Origin of the sequence: Mumia zhuanghuii (genome assembly GCF_042681565.1) — a bacterium.
GTDB lineage: Bacteria > Actinomycetota > Actinomycetes > Propionibacteriales > Nocardioidaceae > Mumia.
In genome coordinates this window covers 231,147-248,831 of the sequence record NZ_JBHUFT010000001.1, presented here as the reverse complement: position 1 = coordinate 248,831, position 17,685 = coordinate 231,147, and the positions used below count along the sequence as shown (strand labels likewise).

Genomic DNA, 17,685 nt, shown 5'->3' with positions numbered 1-17,685 from the left:
CTCACCCCTCGAGGCGATCGACGAGGTCACTGACCGGCACCCACACGTACTGCTTGCCTCGTCGCGACCGTACGAGGAGGCCCGCGTTTTCGAGTGCCCGCAGGTCGTGGCGCGCAGTCTCTCCCGAGGTGTTGTGGCTGAGCGAGTGCGAACGCACCGAGTACTCCGCGCCCGGGTCCTTCACCGCATTCTCGAGTAGCGCGAGCTGCCGGTGGTTGTACACCTCCGGGCGTGCCCGCATCGACCGTTGCAGATCGCGGACCTCTGACGCCTTGCGTGCAAGGTATTCGTGAAGGTCCTTGATCGCTCTCTCGAGCACGTCAAGCTGGGAGAGAAAGAAGTGGGTGAGATCGCCACGATCCTGCTCGGTCAGGAGGAACGACCGCGCGTACTGGGCCGGCGCCTGCTTGAGAATGCGCGAGATTGGCACGAACTCCGTGAGCCAGAAACCTTCGCGGAGCATCGTCCAGTAGAACAGCGCTCGTGCGGTACGGCCGTTGCCGTCCTCGAAGTAGTGGTCGTACCCCATCATGAAGTGGACAGTGATCGCACGGAGCACCGGCGGTACGTAGCCAGGGGCGCCGTCACCGTTGGCGAACGCACACACTCTCCGCAGGCGTTCCGGCAGTTCGTCGACCGGCGGCGGCCGATGGAGGAGCTGGTCGCCGTCACCCCAGACCGCGACGCGTTCACTGTCGTCGCTCCGGAGAACGCCCGCGGCAGCCGGGTTGTCGAGTGCCCCTTCGGTCACGATGCGGTGCAGCTCACAGACCAGCTCAGGCGAGAGTTCTTCGTGCTGGAGCCCGATGATCTGCCGCATGGCACGGTAGTTGTTGAGGATCATCCGCTCGCCGCGGTCCGCCGGAGGTCGCCCGCTTCGGATCATCTCCTTGGCCACTCGTCTGCTGGTTGCTGCGCCCTCGAGCTGACTCGACGTGATCGCCTCCTCGATGAGACTGCTCACCAGATAGCGGTCGCGAGTGGACGCGTTCGTGACCTGCTCACTGACCGCGATGTGCCCGCTCGCCGCACGGTTGACGTTCTCGATCGACTGCAGCACAGCGTCGGGAAGCGTGAACGTGAAGGGACGGCCCTCGACATCGACGAGGCGATCGACCGGTCGCTCGACCATGGTCCTTGCCAGGCGAGTCGCCGCCCACCATTCCTCGTGCGTGAGGTCATCGGGCGGCTGCTTGTATCGCAGCTTGTCCCAAGCTAGATAGTCGCCTGACATCGCTCGCAACTGGAGGCTTGCCTGAAAGATGTTGAGCCTGCGGCCCTGTTGGCCTGCAGCCTCGAGCACGGCGTCGACATCAGGGGGTGGGGCCGGGACCTTCAACTCTCCTCCAAGTTTCTCCAAATCTTGGAGCAAACCTTACTCCCAACTCCAAGGTTTGGAGAAACTTGGAGAACGCTTGGAGGAGCCGAACGGCCAGTACCGCAAGACCCTCGACTCCCGGCCTGTTCTGTGCCACAGTTCAGCCACATATCGAAACGCCGTTCCGAATCTGTGAACGCACATGCTCGAGGAGCAGTACCCATGCGTACCCCCGCTCGTACGACCACGACTGCGCTGGCACTCGCCGCAGCCGTCGCGGCGGCGTCCATGACCGGCGGACCAGCGTCCGCAGACACGCCTGACTTCATTCGCACCGTCATCGCCGAGGACGCGGTCGGCCCCGCATTCACCTCCGTCGGCGACCTCATCGGCGACTCCCGCCCCGAGGTGGTCTCGACCAGCTACGGCAAGCTCACGATGCAGGGGTCGGCCGCGCTCCCCGAGCCGGGCAGCGTCACGCTGTACGAGAACGACGGGCGCAAGCGCGGCGGTGGCGTCGACACCTGGGCGACCCGCTCGGTCATCGAGCCGTCGGACGGCATCATCTTCCCCAGCGAGCCGACCCTCGCCGACGTCGATCGTGACGGCGACCTCGACATCATCCAGCCTGCCGGCTACTTCTGGGACTCCGGCATGGGGTTCAACCGCGGCTCGGTCACCTGGTGGGAGAACCGCGACGCCCCGCGCAGCGTTCGCGAGGTCCTCGCCCTCGCCAAGTGCCCGCTGAACTCGCGCACGCTCGCCCAGCTCAAGGAGTGCCTCGCCGGGCTGCGCGACTGGGACCGTCACGACATCGTCACCGACAGCCCGTTCGCCTACCACGATCTCGAGTTCGTCGACTTCGACGGCGACGGCCGCAAGGACATCGTCACCGTCGGCGAGCAGGGCTTCAACCCCTCGAGCACCACCGACGACATCGTCGAGCTGCAGTTCTTCAAGGGCGACGGCAAGGGTGGGTTCGACCCCGCCGTCGCACTCGCCGATCGCGGTGGCAGCAGCCCGATCGTGACCGACGTCGACGGTGACGGCGACCTCGACGTCGCTTCCGCGCAGTACTTCGGCGTGAGCCCCGTCGTCGCCGGCCCGCCGACCGGCGAGGCCTCGTTCGTCTGGTTCGAGCGCGTCGGCTCCGCCACGGACGGCGTCACGGACTCCGACTTCGTCATGCACGAGATCAGCCGCGGACAGGGCCCGTCGTTCAGCATCCACCGGGCTGAGAACCTCTTCGGCGACGGCGTCGACCGCTGGGTCGGCGTCAACCACACCAACACGACGACCGGCAACCCCGGTCCGCCGGTGTTCCTGCGCGCCAAGCCCGACGTCTTCCTCCTCACCCCGGGCGCAGACCCGCGCACCCCGTGGACCGTCGCGCCGCTCGCCTCGAGCGTGGATCCGGGTGCCGAGTTCACAGCCAACGCACGACCGGGCCAGGCCGCGCCGGGCAAGACCGGCTTCGGTGATGTCGACGGTGACGGCGACACCGACCTCGCGGTCTCCGGCGACGGCGCCTTCCGCCTCTACTGGATCGAGCAGACCGCCCCTGGCGTCTTCGCGCAGCACGTGCTGCCGGAGTCCGAAGGATGGGGTCAGGCCGGCGGCGCGAAGATCGCCGACCTCGACCGCGACGGCAACAGCGATCTCGTGTTCTCGAGCTTCGAGAACAACAAGATCGGGATCTGGAGCCACACCCCCTAGCTCCAGACCTGGGGAGGGCGGGCCGTCGATCATCGACGACCCGCCCTTCGTCGTTCCCGCCCCTGTGCGGTAGGTCCGATGAGTTCGGCGCCTCTGACCGGTCGATCCAGGGACCACTCGAGAGGGAGAGCCCATGGACCTGCAGGCCCGCGTCACCGAAGCCGTCGCCCCGCACATCGAGCGGGTGGATCCACCGGGCCTCGCGTGGTGGGTCGCCCGCGGAGACGGGGTCGCCGTCGGCGCCCAGGGGACGTACGGGCCCGAGGACGCCACGCCCGTCCGACCCGACACCCCCTTCCGCATCTCGTCGGTGACGAAGCCGGTCGTCGCGGCAGCCGCGCTGTCGCTCCTCGACGACGGCACGCTCACCCTCGACGCTCCCGTCGAGAGGTGGCTGCCCGAGCTCGGCGACCGCCGCGTGCTGCGCGATCCTGCCGGGCCTCTCGACGACACCGTTCCTGCGGCACGTCCGATCACGGTCGCCGACGTGCTGGAGCTTCGGCTCGGCATCGGCCTCGACTTCTCCGGCCCGTTCCCGGGCCCCGTGCTCTCGGCGCTCGGCGCTGCGGGCCTCCAGGCCGGACCGCCCGCGCCGCAGACCAATCCCGCACCCGACGACTGGATACGTACGGTCGGCGCGGTCCCGCTGTCGTACCAACCGGGTGAGCGCTGGCTCTATCACTCGGGCTCCGAGGTCCTCGGCGTCCTCGTCGCCCGAGCCGCGGGCGCACCGCTGCCGGAGGTCCTCGCCGAGCGGGTGCTCGCTCCGCTCGCGATGACGGGCACCGGCTTCGGCGTACGACCGCAGCAGGCCGACCGTCTCGGCCCGCACTGGCTGCCGCCGGACGGCGGTGCCCTCATGCCGTACGACCCGGCCGAGGGGCAGTGGTCCCGACCGCCTGCGTTCCCCAACGGCGGCGACGGCCTGGTCTCGACCGTCGAGGACCTCGCGGCGTTCGGCCGCATGCTCCGCGCGGGCGGCGTCGCCGAGGACGGCACGCGGGTGCTCTCGCGCGAGGTCCTCGCGGAGGCGACCCGGCCGCGTGTCGGGCAGATCGACGCCGACGGCCTCGCCGACTGGGGGCTCGGGTTCGGCGTCAAGACCGGCGACCAGCCCGACGGGCGCAGCGCCGGATCGTACGGGTGGGACGGGGGCATGGGTTCGACGCTGTGGGTCGACCCCGTCAAGGACGTCGTCGCCGTGCTGCTCACCAACCAGATGTGGTCCTCTCCCGAGCCGACAGCCGTCTTCGAGGCGTTCTGGCGGGCAGCTTGGGAGTGAGGCTCAGTCCTCGCGAACCGCGATGACGATCTTGCCGAGGACCTCGCCGTCCACCAACCGGCGCATCGCGTCCGGCATCGCGTCCAGCGGGACCGCCGCGTCGATCACCGGTCGGATCTCGCCGCGCGCCGCCAGGTCCGCGACCGTGGCGAGATCATGCGCCTTCGTGATCGACAGGAACGACGTGAGCCGCTGGCGGGAGAACAGCGACTGAGCGCGCGCGACCAGCTGGCGGTGGATCCCGCCGAGCATGCGGCCACCACCCTCGCCCCCGGTGATGACAAGGGTGCCGCGGGGCGTCAGCAGGTGCCTCAGGTCGGAGATCGGACGCAGGCCGCCGATGTCGAGGACGACGTCATAGCGGCCCGCGTGCTCGGCGAGGTCGTCGCGTGTGTAGTCGACGACCGGGTCCGCACCGAGCGCACGCACCCCGTCGACCTTCTCCGTACGACAGACGCCGGCGACCTCGGCGCCGAACGCACGCGCGATCTGGACCGCGTACGTCCCGACGCCGCCGGACGCGCCGATCACGAGGACACGGTCGCCCGAGCGCACGCGGCCGGCGTCGCGCACGGCATGGAGCGCCGTGACCGCAGAGACGGGCAGCGCCGCGGCCTGGACGTACGAGAGCGCGTCGGGCTTGGGCACGAGGTGCTTCGCCTTGGCGCGCGCCCGCTCGGCGTACGTGGCCGTGCCCGCACCGAGGACCGCGTCGCCGACCGCGAGCTGCGTGACGCCCTCACCGACCTCGCGGACGACCCCCGCGACCTCCATGCCGATCGGCCATCGCGGGCGGCGCACGCCCATCGCGACGCGTCCGATCAACGGACGGCCGGTCATGACGTGCCACGCCCCTCGATCGAGCCCCGCCGCATGGACGTCGAGCACGACCTCGCCTTTGCCAGGCACAGGCTCGCGGACGTCACGAAGCTCGAGGCAGTCGGCATCTCCGTACCGATCTCGGACGATCGCTTTCATCTGAACCACAACCTTACGTTGTAAGGGGACGCCTCGACGGTAGCCTTACGTCGTAAGGTCGCGCAAGACCCGTTGCAGGAGGAGCCATGGCCCGTCGCCCGCCGCTGACCCGCGAGCTGGTGCTCCGTACGGCGGTCTCCCTCGCGGACGGCTCCGGAGCCACCTCGCTCACCATGCGCGCGCTCGCTCGCAACCTCGGCGTCGAGGCGATGTCGCTCTACCACCACGTGGCCAACAAGGACGACCTGCTCGACGGGATGGTCGACCTCGTCTTCGCAGAGATCGCGCTGCCGGTCGCCGGCAAAGACTGGCGTACGCAGATCCGGCGGCGGTGCATGTCCGCTCGCGAGGTGCTCCTGCGTCACCCCTGGGCGATCGGGTTCGTCGAGTCGCGCACGGCACCCAGCCCGGCGACGCTGCGCCACCACGAGGCGGTGCTCGCCTGCCTGCGGCAGGCGGGATTCTCCGTCCGCCTCGCGGCTCACGCGTTCGCCCTGATCGACGCCCAGCTCTTCGGCCAGGTGGTGCAGGAGGTGAACCTGCCGTTCAGCGACTCGCAGGGCGCCGCCGAGGTCGCCGGCAGCATGCTCGAGGGAGCCGCACCCGTCGAGCTCCCTTATCTCACCGAGATCGCGGTGGAGCACGTGATGAAGCCCGGCTACGCGTTCGGCGACGAGTACGCGTACGGGCTCGACCTCATCCTCGACGCGCTCGAGCAGCGGCGGCTCACGAAAGCCTGAGAATCCGTTCGGCGAGACCGACGGCCCCCGCTACGGTCTGGCCATGAGCTGCCGCATCTCGCACACGACCATCGACTCGCACGACGCCTACGCCCAGTCGCAGTGGTGGAAGCAGGTCCTCGTCGGATACACCGACGTCCCGGGTGACCCGAACGAGCCCGGCCACGAGGAGTGCATGATCGTCCCGCCCACCGACGGGAGCGCGGGTGCCGCAGGTCCCGTGCTGTTCATCGAGGTCCCCGACGACAAGACCGTGAAGAACCGCCTCCACCTCGACCTGCGCCCCACCGACCGTTCACGGGACGACGAGGTCGAGCGTCTGCTTGCGCTGGGCGCGACCCAGCTCGGGGACTTCCGTCGACCCGACGGGACGGGTTGGATCACGCTCGCCGACCCCGAGGGCAACGAGTTCTGCATCCTGCGCAGCGACGCCGAGGTCGCGGCGCAGGACGGGTGAGGCCGGGTCAGCGCGGAGCCCGGAACCCCGCTGCCTCGGCCTGAGCGACCGACACGAAGCACGCCTCGGGCACCGTGACCGCGTACGAGCGGGTGCCCGGCTCGTGGAAGATCCGGTCGCCCCCGTCGTCGGGGACGTTGCCCTTGATCGGAGCCTTGGCCGGGCACGTCTTGCCCGCGGGAGCGGCCGTCGCCCCGTCGGCCGGCGCACTCGCGGTGGGCTTGGAGCCCTTCGCGAAGCCCGCCGCGTACGACCACGTCGACTTCGGTAGCGGCGCGAGGTCGGCTGGGGTGCCGTCGACGCGCGTGCACGCGTCGAGGATGCCCGCGATCGCCGTCTTCATCGGGGCTGTCACCCGCAGCGCGTAGGCGTGGGCGATGCGGGTGAACCGGATGACGTAGGTGCAGCGGTATGCCTTGTTCGGCGGCAGCCACCCGTCGGGCCCGGAGTCGGACTTGCTCGAGTTGGTCGGACCGTCGACCGCGAGCAGGTTGAGCGGGTCGTTCGCGAACGTCACGCGCTTGCCGACCGGCCACTGCTGCGCGCCGAGCTGCCAGCTCAGCGACAGCGGAACCACGTGGTCGATCTGCACCGCGGAGGCATCGGCCTTGCGGAACGCGATCGTGGAGCTGGTGTAGGGGTCAGCGAGGGTGCCGGCGACGACCACGCACTTGTTGCGCTTCTCGACGTCGCGCATGTCGCGGACCAGGATGTTGTCGCGGGTGCCGCACCCGCTGCGGGTCACGTCGGCCCATGCCTGGCCGTACTGGCCGACCCGGTCGTAGCCCGTCTTGGGGGCCCGCCCCGAGACCTTCAGCCCGTCGAGCATCGCGCGGGCCTTGGCGACCTGGTCTGCGACGGCCGCCGGCGCTGAGGTTGCCGCCGGCGCTGTGGTCTCCGCCGCGGCCTGAGCGGGCTGCTCGCCCTCGACGGGACCGCAGGCCGAGACGGCGAGCAGCGAAGCGGCAGCGAGGGACAGGGCGAGACGTCGCGTACGGGGGGTCACCCGTCGGTTCTACACGTCCGCACCGACATGGGCGCCCCCGGGCTCCACAGCGCTACCGTCGACACCATGAGCACCGACTGGTACGACCCGGACGCGGTCTCGCTGATGCTGGACGACCTCCAGACGTGGGCCGTCGTCGGGCTCTCGGGCGACCCCACACGCACCGCCTACCGGATCGCCGAGACCCTCCAGGCTCGCGGCAAGCGGATCGTCCCGATCCACCCCGCCGCGCCGGTCGTCCTCGGCGAGCAGGGGTACGCGACGCTGTCCGACGTGCCGTTCCCGATCGACGTCGTCGACGTGTTCCGCCGCTCGGAGGCCGCCGGTCCGTTCGCCGACGAGGCGGTCGCGATCGGTGCGAAGGGCGTGTGGTTCCAGCTCGGCGTGATCGACGAGGACGCGTTCGCGCGGACCCGTGCCGCCGGCGTCGCGATGGTGATGGACACCTGCCCGATGATCGAGTGGGCCAAGCGGGCGTCGTGACACCGAAGGCGACAGGTCCGCTCGTCGTGCCGCCCGGCCCAGGGGTCCCGGGCGGTCTCGTGGTGCCGGAGAGTGAGCTGGAGGAGCGGTTCTCGCGCTCACCAGGGCCGGGCGGGCAGTCGGTGAACACGACCGATAGCCGGGTCGAGATCGTCTTCGACGTCGCCGCGTCCGAGGTGCTGACCCCGCAGCAGCGCGACCGGGTCGTCGCCGCGCTCGGGAGCACCCGCCTGAGCGTGACGGCGTCCGAGCACCGCTCGCAGCTGCGCAACCGTGTCGCCGCCCGAGAACGTCTCGCCGAACGGCTCCGTACGGCGCTCGCGCCACCGCCCCGAAGCCGTGTCGCCACCAAGCCGACCCGCGGCTCGCAGCGTCGCCGGGTCGAGGCGAAGCGACGCCGGTCGGAGACGAAGTCCGGCCGCGGGCGCGTCCGCGACACCGACTGAAGGCGTTCGCTCCTCCGGCTCGTCGCGGCGACTGTGTCGTGGGGCCTACGCTCGTCCCATGACCGACGAGCACCCCGAGAACACCGAGCCCGACCGCTGGTCCGACGAGGCGAAAGACTCCTTCGTCCGCGCCGCCGACGCCCTGAGCTCCGCGCTCCGCACCCACGCCGTCGTGGTTGCGGCAGCCGGTTCGGACATCGACGTCGCGACGATCGACGCCGCCAAGCAGGCGCTCGCCGACGCGCTGGAGGCGTACGACGAGGCGCAGTACGACTACAGCGGCACGTTCCCGCCCTTCGCGATCATCGAGGAGGACGAGGGTGGCGACGACGGCCACGACCACGACCACGACGCGCACGACGGCGCACCGATCGACGACCAGGACGTCACGGGCGTCACGGTGCTGCAGCGCATGGACTACCGCGTGACCGACCCGCGTGCGGTCGTCGCGGCCGGCGCGGTCGCGCAGCGGCTGTCCGACGGCGAGATCGAAGGGCCGGTCACCGGTGTCGGTGAGGCGCTCTATGCGCTCGCGCACAGCCACGGGCTCGGCGGCTGGAGCCGTCTCGCCGAGACCAGCGGCATCGAGCCGGTCGCGCACGTCGCGCTCGCCGTCGCCAACGACGGCCTGCTGCCGAGCGACCCCGACGAGTGGCCGGACGACTCGCTGAGCGTGGAGGAGGGCGAGCTCCTCTTCCAGGAGGGCGCGACCTGGGTCGACTGAGACCCGCTGGACGCGGCCCGGCTCACGAGCCGGGCCGCACCATCCACCTCCGTGGATCGTCGACGACCGCGAACCCGTACCTCTCGTACAGCCCGTGGGCGTCGGCGGTCGCGAGCATCGTGCGGCGCAGGTGCAGCGCGTCGAGCGCGGCGACCACGCCGTCCACGAGCATCACCCCGACGCCCCGGCCTCGTACGGACGGCGCGACGAACACGTCGCACAGCCAGGCGAACGTCGCGCCGTCGGTGACCACGCGGGCGTACGCGACCTGCGTGCCGTCGGCGTCGTAGACACCGAAGTTGAGCGACCCGTCGATCGCCGCGTCCTGCACCTCGCGGGGACGACCGAGCGCCCAGTAGGCCTCCTCGCTGAGCCAGCCGTGGATGCGGGCGCGGTCGAGGCGCGCGGGGTCGTCGGAGAAGACGTAGGCCATATCGTTCACAGCCCGAGCACCAAAGCGAGGACGGCGACGACGAGGCCGGCGACCAGCGCCACGCCACCGACGACGACCCCGACCCAGGCCGACACTGGCAGCCTCTCGCGCCAGCCGTGCTCCCTGGCGATCGCCGTGATCACGGAGCGGACGTCCTCGGTCGAGCGCGTACGACCGAGCTGCCGGCCGCGGTGCACGTCCTTGCGCCAGCTCGCGTGCGGCGCACCGCTGATCCCCGCCGACCATCGGACGGTCGTCGCGACGTCGGTGATCACGTACGTCCCCCTGTCGGGCGTGAAGCGTAGCTCGTGCCGGATGTCCTTCTTCAGCCCCGCCTTGGCGAGGGCCCCGTGCCACCGGGCATCGGCGAGGTCCCTCTGAACGTCGACGACTCCGCTGTCGCGTCGGGTCACCTGCCACGGCGTCGGCGCGAGGACACGGGACAGCGCGTCGAACGTCGCCTGGGGGTCGGGCGCAGGGGTCACGGCGACACCGTACGACAGGGGTGGGCACGCCTTGCAAAGTTAATAGCATTAGCCGTATAGTGATGGACATGAGCCACGCATCCGACGTCCAGCAGCTGACGCGCCCCGACGGCCGCGTCGCCTACACCGACACGGGCGAGGGCCCGGTCGTCGTGCTCGTCCCCGGCATGGGCGACCTCCGCGCGACGTATGACACGCTCGCACCCCTCGTCGCCGGCGCCGGCTACCGCGTCGTGGTCACCGACCTGCGCGGCCACGGCGACTCCGACACCGACTTCCGGGCGTACGGCGACTCCGTGACGGCGGCGGACCTGGTCGCTCTCGTGGAGCACCTCGACGCCGGCCCCGCCGTGCTCGTCGGCAGCTCGATGGGCGGGTCCGCCGCCGTCATCGCCGCCGCGGACCGCCCCGACCTCGTGAGCGGCGTGGTCCTGCTCGCCGGTTTCCTGCGCGAGCCGATGTCGCCGGCGATGGGCGCCGTGATGCGCGGCTTCTACCGGATCCTCTTCGCCCGCCCGTGGGGTGGCGCCGTGTGGGCCTGGTACGTCCGCTCGATGCTCAGCAAGGGTCGTCCCACACCCGGGCTCGACGCGCGCATCGCCCTGCTGCGCCGCACCTTCGGCGACCCGGCTCGCCTGCGGGCGTTCCGCCGCCTCACCGTCGCCCTTGACCACCGCGAGGTCGAGGCCCGCCTCACCGACGTCCGTACGCCGGTCCTGGCCGTCTTCGGCGACACCGACCCGGACTTCTCCGACGCGCGCGCCGAGCTCGCCTTCGCCCGCGAGACGCTCGGTGCCGACGGCATCGTGCTCGAGCAGGTCGGTCACTATCCGCACCTCCAGGCGCGCGACGAGGTGCTCGCCGTCCTCCTCCCGTTCCTTGCAGCCAAGACCCGCGAGGACGACGCCGATGCCTAGGGCGGGACTCAACCGCGAGCGGGTGGTCGCCGTCGGGCTCGACGTGGTCGATCTCGGCGGTCGTACGGGCTTCGCCGACCTCACCCTCGCAGCGGTCGCCTCGGCGTCCGGGGTCTCGACGCCCAGCCTCTACAAGCACGTCGCGTCGCTGGCTGCCCTGCGCCGGGACATCGCCGTACGGGCGGTCGAAGAGCTCGTCCGGACGACGAGCCGCGCGACCGTGGGCCGCTCGGGGCCGGAGGCGATCCGGGCGCTCGGGCACGCGATGCGCGACTACGCCCGCGCGCACCCCGGGCGCTATGCGGCGACCCAGGTCGCCGCCGATCCCGACGACCCGGACGACGCCTCGCTGGCGGCGGCGGGCGCCGACGCCGTCGCCGTCCTCGCAGCGGTGGTCCGCGGTGCCGGGGTGTCCGACGACCGCCTCGTGGACGCCGTGCGCATCTTCCGCTCGGCCATGCACGGCTTCGTCGTCCTCGAGCTCGACCTCGGCTTCCGCCTGCCCGACGACCTCGATGCGAGCTTCGACGCACTCCTCGACGTCGTGGTCGCCGGACTCGCGACCCTCGGCGACTGACGGGGGAGTCGTACGACGTCCTGGCCGTACCGGCTCTCAGTCCCTCGTCAGGAGCTCCGCCAGGTGAACGGCCGGACGTTCGCGCAGGTCCGCGACCTGGGTCCGGCACGAGAACCCGTCGGCCAGCACGACGGCGTCGGGCGCGGCGTCCAAGGCGGGCAGCAGGTTCTGCTCGGCGACCGCGACCGACACCTCGTAGTGGCCCCGCTCGACCCCGAAGTTGCCGGCGAGCCCGCAGCACCCAGCGAGCGTCGTGACCGTCGCGCCGGTCCGCGCGAGCAGCGCCCGGTCGGCCTCCCAGCCGAGCACCGCGTGGTGGTGGCAGTGCGGCTGGGCGACGACAATCGTGCCCGTCAGGTCCGGCGGCGTCCAGTCCTCGGCGGTCGCGAGCAGCTCGGCGACGGTCTTCGTCGCACCGGCGACCACGCGCGCGTCCTCGTTGTCGAGGAGCTCGACGGCGTCGCTGCGCAGCACCGCGGTGCAGGACGGCTCGATCCCGACGACCGGCACCCCTGCACGGACGGACTCCGCGAGCTCGCCGACCGTACGTCCGAGGATGCGGCGGGCCGCGTCGAGCTGGCCCGTGGTGATCCAGGTCAGGCCGCAGCACAGCTGCGACGACGGCAGCGTCGGCTCGAAGCCCGCCTCGCGCAGCAGTCGTACGGTCGCCTGCGCGACCTCGGGGGAGAAGGAGTTGGAGAAGCTGTCGACGAAAAGGACCACCGGGCGGCGATCGGTCGTCTCCTCCGCCACCTCGGCCGACCACCAGCGCCGGAAGGGCGGCCTCGCGAACTCCGGGATCGACCGACGCCCGTCGACACCGGCGACGAACATGGCCAGGTGCCGGATCCCCGGAAGGCGCATCATCAGGTTGGCCACGCGCGGCATCCGCCCTGCCAGGCGGCTCCACAGCGGCAGGCGTCCGAGGGTGTAGTGCGAACGCGGACGCAGGCGCCGCCGGAACTTTTGGTGCAGCGCCTCTGCCTTGTACGTCGCCATGTCGATGCCGGTCGGGCAGTCCGACCCGCAGCCCTTGCAGGCCAGGCAGAGGTCGAGCGAGTCCGCGACCTCGGGCGCACGCCAGTCGAGCGCACCCCGTACGACGTCCTGGAGCACCCGCGCCCGGCCACGCGTGCTGTCCTTCTCCTCACGGGTCGCGAGGTAGGACGGGCACATCACGCCGCCCGCCGCCGAGTTGTCCGCGCGGCACTTGCCGACGCCGGTGCAGCGGTGCACGGCCTGCGCAAGGTCGCCGTGGTCGGCCTCGTACGCGAAGGCGAGCTGCTTGCGGTACGGCGCGACGCCCGCGACGCGCACGTCGGCGTCGAACGGGTCGGGATCGACGAGCACGCCGGGGTTGAGCAGGTTGTCCGGGTCGAACGCGTGCTTGACCTGGCCGAAGAACGCGATCGCGTCGGCGGAGTACATGGTGGGCAGCAGCTCGCTGCGGGCCCGGCCGTCGCCGTGCTCGCCGGACAGCGACCCGCCGTACTCCGCAACGAGCCCCGCCGCCGCCGTGAGGAATCGGCGCAGGCGCGGCAGGCCGTCGGGCTCGTCGAGCGGGTAGTCGAGCCGCACGTGCATGCAGCCGTCGGCGAAGTGCCCGTACGGGGCAGACGTCAGCCCGTGCTCGGCGACGAGCTCCTCGAACCGCGCGAGGTAGGAACCAAGCATCTCCGGCGGGACCGCCGCGTCCTCCCAGCCGGGCCACGCGGGCTTTCCCGACGGCGCGCGGCCGGCGAGGCCCGCCCCGTCCTCGCGGATCCGCCACAGGCGTGCGGCGGTCACCGGGTCCTCGACGAGCAGCGACTCGACACCGAGGTCCGCGTCGACGAGCGCGCGTGCGCGGTCGAGCACGTCCGTACGGTCGTCGCCGGCGATCTCGACGAAGAGCCAGGCGGCGCCGCGCGGCAGCGGGGGGATCGCCGCATCACCGCGACGCGACCGCAGGACGTCGACGAGACGCACGTCCATGCCCTCGCACGCGGTCGGGCCGTACGTCTTCACTGTCGGTGCCGCCTCGCCCGCCTTGACGATGTCGGCGAACCCGATCGCGACGAGCACACGGTGCGCGGGATCCGTTACGAGGTGGACCGTCGCCTCGGTGAGGATGCCGAGCGTGCCCTCGGACCCGACGAGCAGCTGCGTGAGGTCGAAGCGCTCGGGCAGCAGGTGCTGGACGGCGTACCCGCTGACCTGGCGGCCGAACCGGTCGAACTCCGTCCGCGCGGTCGAGAGGTGGCGACCGGCGGCGGCCCGCAGGTCGGCGAGGAGAGGCTCGGGGCCTGTCGCGAACGCGGCGCCCGCGGCGTCGTACCCGGTCACGAGCGTCTCGCCGGACGCGAGCAGGTGGGTGGAGCCACGGACGTTGTCGGACGTCCGGCCGTAGCCGAGCGCGCGGTTGCCGCACGCGTTGTTGCCGATCATGCCGCCGATGGTGCAGCGCGGGTGCGTCGACGGGTCGGGGCCGAAGCGCAGCCCGTGCGGCAGCACCGCCTTCTGGAGGACGGCGTGGACGGTGCCCGGCTCGACGACGGCGGTGCGCGCCGCAGGATCGACGGCGAGGACGTGGTTCATGTGGCGGCTGAAGTCGAGCACGATGCCCCGCCCGATCGCGTTGCCCGCGATGGACGTGCCGGCCCCCCGCGCGGTCAGCGGGACACCGTGCTCCTTAGCGAGCGCGAGCGTCGCGGCCACGTCGGCGGCGTCGCGCGGGCGGACGACCGCGAGCGGGGGGATCCGGTAGAGCGAGGCGTCGGAGGCGTACATCGCCTTCGTGCCGTCGTCGTCGTGCACCTCGAGGCCGGCGCGGCGCAGGGCGGCCGTGGTGTCGCGCGTGTCAGTCACCGTCACGAGTAACATGTTACTCATGCCCTCGTTGACCGACTCCGTGGTGGCGCACGTCCGTGACGGGATCCGACACCAGCAGTACGTCCCGGGGGAGATCTACTCCGTCTACCAATTGGCCGACGCGCTCGGCGTCTCGCGCAGCCCCGTACGCGAGGCGATGGTGCGGCTCTCCGAGGCAGGGCTGATCGAGATCGCCCGCAACCGCGGCTTCCGCGTGGTGCTCCCGCAGGCGCGCGACGTCGCCGAGATCTTCGCCGTACGACTCGCGCTCGAGCCCGCAGCGGCACGGCGGTGCGGCGAGCGCGGCGTCGACCTGTCCGGCCCGTACGCGGCCCTGGTCGAGGCCGAGCAGCGCGGCGACGAGCCGGCGTTCTGGGAGGCCGACCAGGCGCTTCACGAGGCGGTCCTCCTCGGGTCCGGCAACGCCCGCGCCGCGGCGATCGTCGCCTCCCTGCGTGCGACCACAGCGCTCCTCGGTCCGCCGACCTCACACGCGGGGCGGTCGCTGCACGAGATCCGCATCGAGCACGCGCCGATCGTCGAGGCGCTCGCCCGGCACGACGGCCCGGCCGCGGAGGCGGCGATGCGGACTCACCTCGTACGGACGGGGCGGATGCTCGTCGGCCAGCTCGCCGGGGCCACGCCGGACGCGGCCGCGGTGGACGAGCTCTGGGACGACGTGGTCGGGCATTCCCTCTAGCGGAACGGCGTCACTATCATATACGTTCCTCGCATGAAGACCGCGGTGATCACCGGCAGCAGCAGGGGCATCGGATTCGGCCTGGCAAAGGAGCTGCGAGCACGCGGCTTCGACGTCGTGGTCAGCGGACGCGGCGAAGAATCGGTCTCCGACGCCGCCAAGCGCCTGGAGCAGTCCTCCGACGCGGGGAGGGTCATCGGGCTCGTCTGCGACGTCTCCGACCCCGCCTCGGTGCAGCACCTGTGGGACGCCGCCGTCGGCGAGCTCGGCTCCGTCGACCTGTGGATCAACAACGCCGGCGTCGCCCGTACGGTCCACCCTGTGGTCGACCTCCGCCCTGAGTGGATCGTCGAGATGGTGACCTCGAACATGGTCGGCACGATCCTCGGCAGCCGTGTGGCCGTCCGCGGCATGACCGCCCAGGGTCACGGCCAGCTCGTGAACATCCTCGGTGGCGGCTCCGACGGCAAGATCCGCCCCGGCATGACCGTGTACGGGTCGACCAAGCGCGGCCTGCGGGCGTTCACCGACGCGCTGGTCCGCGAGACGGCGGACGGCCCAGTCAAGATCGCGTCGGTGAGCCCCGGCGTCGTCGTCACCGACGGCATGATCCGCGAGGCACGCGAGCTCGGTCCCGAAGGCTTCGCGCGGGTCCGCAAGGCGATGAACATCCTCGCCGACCCCGTCGAAGAGGCCGCGCCGCCGATCGTCGACATGATCCTCGCCAACCCCAAGCACGGCGCCACGCTCAAGCGCGTCGGCAGCCTCGAGCTCGGGCTCCGGTTCGCCAAGGGCGGCAAGGGCCGCGACGTCTTCGCCGGCACCGGAGTCTGAACGCCCGCCACACGTGCGCACCCCCACGAAAAAGGCTCCCGGTCGGAGATCTGACCGGGAGCCTTCGCTTGTGCGCGAGGGGGGACTTGAACCCCCACGTCCTTACGGACACTGGCACCTGAAGCCAGCGCGTCTGCCATTCCGCCACTCGCGCGATTGCGTCGTGAGTCTAACAGCCACCCCCAGCACGACAGTCAAACGGGTGGCCTCTCGACGCGCGTCCGGTGTGAGGAGCGCGGCATGTTCCCCCGGCCCGATACGATCGGGTGGACGCGCGGTCCTCTTCTCCGAGAGAGTACGCGTGTCTGTCACGACGCCCGGCACGAGCGGACAGGAGGAGGTCGCAGCGATGGGTGTGCTCCAGCGCTTTGAGCAGCGTCTCGAGGACGCAGTCTCCGGTGCGTTCGCGCGCGTTTTTCAGAGTGCGGTCCAACCGGTCGAGATCGCCGCCGCCCTGCAGCGCGAGCTCGACAACGGGGCCCAGATCTTGTCGCGCGACCGCGTGCTCGTCCCCAACGACTTCACGGTCGAGCTTGCCCAGACCGACTTCGAGCGCCTCGCCCCGTACGGAGGCACGCTCTCCGGCGAGCTGTCCGAGCTGGTCCACGAGCACGTCGCCGAGCAGCACTACACCCTCGCCGGCCCGCTCAAGCTCGAGTTCGTCCACCAGCCCGACCTGACCACGGGCCGCTTCCGCATCCGCTCGCGCGCCTCCGCCGCTGTGACCCCCGCCGCTGGAGTCCGGATGACCGACACCGCCGTCGCCAAGGCACCGGTGGTGCTGGAGGTCAACGGCGTACGCCATCCCGTCGAGCCGCCCGGTGTGATCATCGGCCGCGGCACCGATGCCCAGCTGCGCATCAACGACCCCGGGGTCTCCCGCCAGCACGCGCAGGTGCGGGTCTTCCTCGAGGGCAACAGCGTCCGCGTCGCGATCGAGGATCTGGGCTCGACCAACGGCATCGTCGTCGACGGCCGCCGCGTCACGCACGCGGTGCTCTCCGACGGCTCGCGGGTCCAGCTCGGCAACACCCTCGTCGTCGTCCGCAACCCCCACGCACGACCCGGCCCTCCGGTCGGTCCCACTGGGCCGGTCGCACCGGCCGCCGGCTCGCCCGCCGGTCCCCAGTCCGGTTCGCAAGGACCCGGCTCGCACGCCGCACCACCGTCGGGCCAGGGCCGCCCCGGTGCGTACGGCGGGCACGCGCCGGCCCCACCGCCTCCTCATGCTGGCCCTCAAGGTGGTCGCTGGTGACCGAGCTGACCCTCACCCTCATCAAGCTCGGCTTCCTCGCGGTGCTCTGGCTGTTCGTGCTCTCCGCCGTCTCGGTGATCCGCTCGGACATCTTCGGCGCCAAGGTCGAGTCGCCGCGCGTCCCCAAGCAGGCCAGCCAGAAGGCGCGCGCACCCAAGGCACCCAAGGGCCGCAAACCCAAGCGCGGCATGCCGTCGACGCTCGTCGTCACCGACGGCCCCAACGCCGGCCAGCTGGTCCCGGTGACCGGCGCCGACATCCTGCTCGGACGCGGCACCGACGCGGCGATCCGGCTCGACGACGACTATGTCTCCACCCGTCACGCCCGCTTCTCCACCAACGGTGAGCAGTGGTATGTGGAGGATCTCGGGTCCACCAACGGCACCTATCTCGGCAGCCAACGCGTGACCACCCCTGTCCCGGTCGACCTCGGGGTGCCCGTACGCCTGGGCAAGACCGTGGTCGAGCTCCGGAAGTAGGCGAC

The 17,685-nt window shown here is 71.3% G+C and carries 19 protein-coding genes and 1 tRNA gene; 13 read left to right on the top strand and 7 right to left on the bottom strand.

Translation table 11 applies throughout. The features are described from left to right. Position 1 precedes the first annotated feature (1 nt). Positions 2-1,132, bottom strand: coding sequence for a Fic family protein (locus ACFSDF_RS01235; RefSeq protein ID WP_377155752.1), 1,131 nt, complete (start codon positions 1,130-1,132; stop codon positions 2-4). 408 nt (positions 1,133-1,540) lie between these two features. On the opposite strand from ACFSDF_RS01235, the gene ACFSDF_RS01230 reads away from it, so the two are divergent. Both ACFSDF_RS01230 and ACFSDF_RS01225 read left to right on the top strand, forming a co-directional pair. After that, positions 1,541-3,034, top strand: a complete 1,494-nt coding sequence (locus ACFSDF_RS01230; protein ID WP_167249584.1) for an FG-GAP-like repeat-containing protein — start codon at positions 1,541-1,543, stop codon at positions 3,032-3,034. 133 nt (positions 3,035-3,167) lie between these two features. Continuing rightward, positions 3,168-4,316 carry a serine hydrolase domain-containing protein gene (locus ACFSDF_RS01225; protein ID WP_377155749.1) on the top strand — a complete coding sequence of 383 codons (1,149 nt, stop codon included), beginning with the start codon at positions 3,168-3,170 and terminating at the stop codon, positions 4,314-4,316. Positions 4,317-4,319: 3 nt separating this feature from the next. On the opposite strand, the gene ACFSDF_RS01220 is transcribed toward ACFSDF_RS01225, so the two are convergent. Continuing rightward, positions 4,320-5,294, bottom strand: coding sequence for an NAD(P)-dependent alcohol dehydrogenase (locus tag ACFSDF_RS01220; RefSeq protein WP_167249588.1), 975 nt, complete (start codon positions 5,292-5,294; stop codon positions 4,320-4,322). 86 nt (positions 5,295-5,380) lie between these two features. On the opposite strand from ACFSDF_RS01220, the gene ACFSDF_RS01215 reads away from it, so the two are divergent. Continuing rightward, positions 5,381-6,034, top strand: coding sequence for a TetR/AcrR family transcriptional regulator C-terminal domain-containing protein (locus ACFSDF_RS01215; RefSeq protein WP_377155747.1), 654 nt, complete (start codon positions 5,381-5,383; stop codon positions 6,032-6,034). Positions 6,035-6,077: 43 nt separating this feature from the next. Next, positions 6,078-6,491, top strand: a complete 414-nt coding sequence (locus ACFSDF_RS01210; RefSeq protein ID WP_167000806.1) for a VOC family protein — start codon at positions 6,078-6,080, stop codon at positions 6,489-6,491. Positions 6,492-6,498: 7 nt separating this feature from the next. Here ACFSDF_RS01210 and ACFSDF_RS01205 read toward each other — a convergent pair whose 3' ends face one another. Then, on the bottom strand, positions 6,499-7,497 hold the full coding sequence (locus ACFSDF_RS01205) for an HNH endonuclease family protein (RefSeq protein ID WP_377155744.1): 999 nt from the start codon (positions 7,495-7,497) through the stop codon (positions 6,499-6,501). A gap of 66 nt (positions 7,498-7,563) precedes the next feature. Between ACFSDF_RS01205 and ACFSDF_RS01200 the strand changes: the two genes are divergently transcribed. From ACFSDF_RS01200 to ACFSDF_RS01190, 3 genes are read left to right on the top strand one after another with little or no spacing between them, the layout of a single operon-like run. Continuing rightward, positions 7,564-7,980: a CoA-binding protein gene (locus tag ACFSDF_RS01200; RefSeq protein WP_167249592.1), complete on the top strand. Its 417-nt coding sequence runs from the start codon at positions 7,564-7,566 to the stop codon at positions 7,978-7,980. Continuing rightward, positions 7,977-8,426: an alternative ribosome rescue aminoacyl-tRNA hydrolase ArfB gene (gene arfB, locus ACFSDF_RS01195; RefSeq protein ID WP_167000800.1), complete on the top strand. Its 450-nt coding sequence runs from the start codon at positions 7,977-7,979 to the stop codon at positions 8,424-8,426. The genes ACFSDF_RS01200 and arfB overlap by 4 nt, the downstream gene beginning before the upstream one ends. A gap of 58 nt (positions 8,427-8,484) precedes the next feature. After that, positions 8,485-9,150 carry a hypothetical protein gene (locus ACFSDF_RS01190; protein ID WP_377155741.1) on the top strand — a complete coding sequence of 222 codons (666 nt, stop codon included), beginning with the start codon at positions 8,485-8,487 and terminating at the stop codon, positions 9,148-9,150. A 22-nt stretch (positions 9,151-9,172) separates the two neighbouring features. Here ACFSDF_RS01190 and ACFSDF_RS01185 read toward each other — a convergent pair whose 3' ends face one another. Both ACFSDF_RS01185 and ACFSDF_RS01180 read right to left on the bottom strand, forming a co-directional pair. Further along, positions 9,173-9,583: a GNAT family N-acetyltransferase gene (locus tag ACFSDF_RS01185; RefSeq protein WP_167002195.1), complete on the bottom strand. Its 411-nt coding sequence runs from the start codon at positions 9,581-9,583 to the stop codon at positions 9,173-9,175. A gap of 5 nt (positions 9,584-9,588) precedes the next feature. Continuing rightward, positions 9,589-10,068, bottom strand: a complete 480-nt coding sequence (locus ACFSDF_RS01180; RefSeq protein ID WP_377155739.1) for a hypothetical protein — start codon at positions 10,066-10,068, stop codon at positions 9,589-9,591. A 68-nt stretch (positions 10,069-10,136) separates the two neighbouring features. On the opposite strand from ACFSDF_RS01180, the gene ACFSDF_RS01175 reads away from it, so the two are divergent. Next, positions 10,137-10,985: an alpha/beta fold hydrolase gene (locus tag ACFSDF_RS01175; protein ID WP_377155737.1), complete on the top strand. Its 849-nt coding sequence runs from the start codon at positions 10,137-10,139 to the stop codon at positions 10,983-10,985. After that, positions 10,978-11,562, top strand: a complete 585-nt coding sequence (locus ACFSDF_RS01170) for a TetR/AcrR family transcriptional regulator (RefSeq protein ID WP_377155735.1) — start codon at positions 10,978-10,980, stop codon at positions 11,560-11,562. Before ACFSDF_RS01175 ends, ACFSDF_RS01170 begins: the two co-directional genes overlap by 8 nt. Before the next feature lie 36 nt (positions 11,563-11,598). Here ACFSDF_RS01170 and ACFSDF_RS01165 read toward each other — a convergent pair whose 3' ends face one another. Next, positions 11,599-14,424 carry an FAD-binding and (Fe-S)-binding domain-containing protein gene (locus tag ACFSDF_RS01165; protein ID WP_377156114.1) on the bottom strand — a complete coding sequence of 942 codons (2,826 nt, stop codon included), beginning with the start codon at positions 14,422-14,424 and terminating at the stop codon, positions 11,599-11,601. A 7-nt stretch (positions 14,425-14,431) separates the two neighbouring features. Here ACFSDF_RS01165 and ACFSDF_RS01160 point away from each other — a divergent pair, with 7 nt between their 5' ends. Further along, positions 14,432-15,112 carry a GntR family transcriptional regulator gene (locus ACFSDF_RS01160; protein WP_377155733.1) on the top strand — a complete coding sequence of 227 codons (681 nt, stop codon included), beginning with the start codon at positions 14,432-14,434 and terminating at the stop codon, positions 15,110-15,112. 33 nt (positions 15,113-15,145) lie between these two features. After that, positions 15,146-15,946, top strand: a complete 801-nt coding sequence (locus tag ACFSDF_RS01155) for an SDR family NAD(P)-dependent oxidoreductase (protein WP_167000786.1) — start codon at positions 15,146-15,148, stop codon at positions 15,944-15,946. 71 nt (positions 15,947-16,017) lie between these two features. On the opposite strand, the gene ACFSDF_RS01150 is transcribed toward ACFSDF_RS01155, so the two are convergent. Next, positions 16,018-16,100 (bottom strand) — tRNA-Leu (locus tag ACFSDF_RS01150). A 147-nt stretch (positions 16,101-16,247) separates the two neighbouring features. Between ACFSDF_RS01150 and ACFSDF_RS01145 the strand changes: the two genes are divergently transcribed. Together ACFSDF_RS01145 and ACFSDF_RS01140 are read left to right on the top strand one after the other, a co-directional pair. Continuing rightward, a complete protein-coding gene (locus ACFSDF_RS01145) occupies positions 16,248-17,201 on the top strand; it encodes an FhaA domain-containing protein (protein WP_167000784.1) in 954 nt (317 codons plus the stop codon). Beyond that, positions 17,198-17,680, top strand: coding sequence for an FHA domain-containing protein FhaB/FipA (locus ACFSDF_RS01140; protein WP_167249604.1), 483 nt, complete (start codon positions 17,198-17,200; stop codon positions 17,678-17,680). The genes ACFSDF_RS01145 and ACFSDF_RS01140 overlap by 4 nt, the downstream gene beginning before the upstream one ends. Positions 17,681-17,685 lie beyond the last annotated feature (5 nt).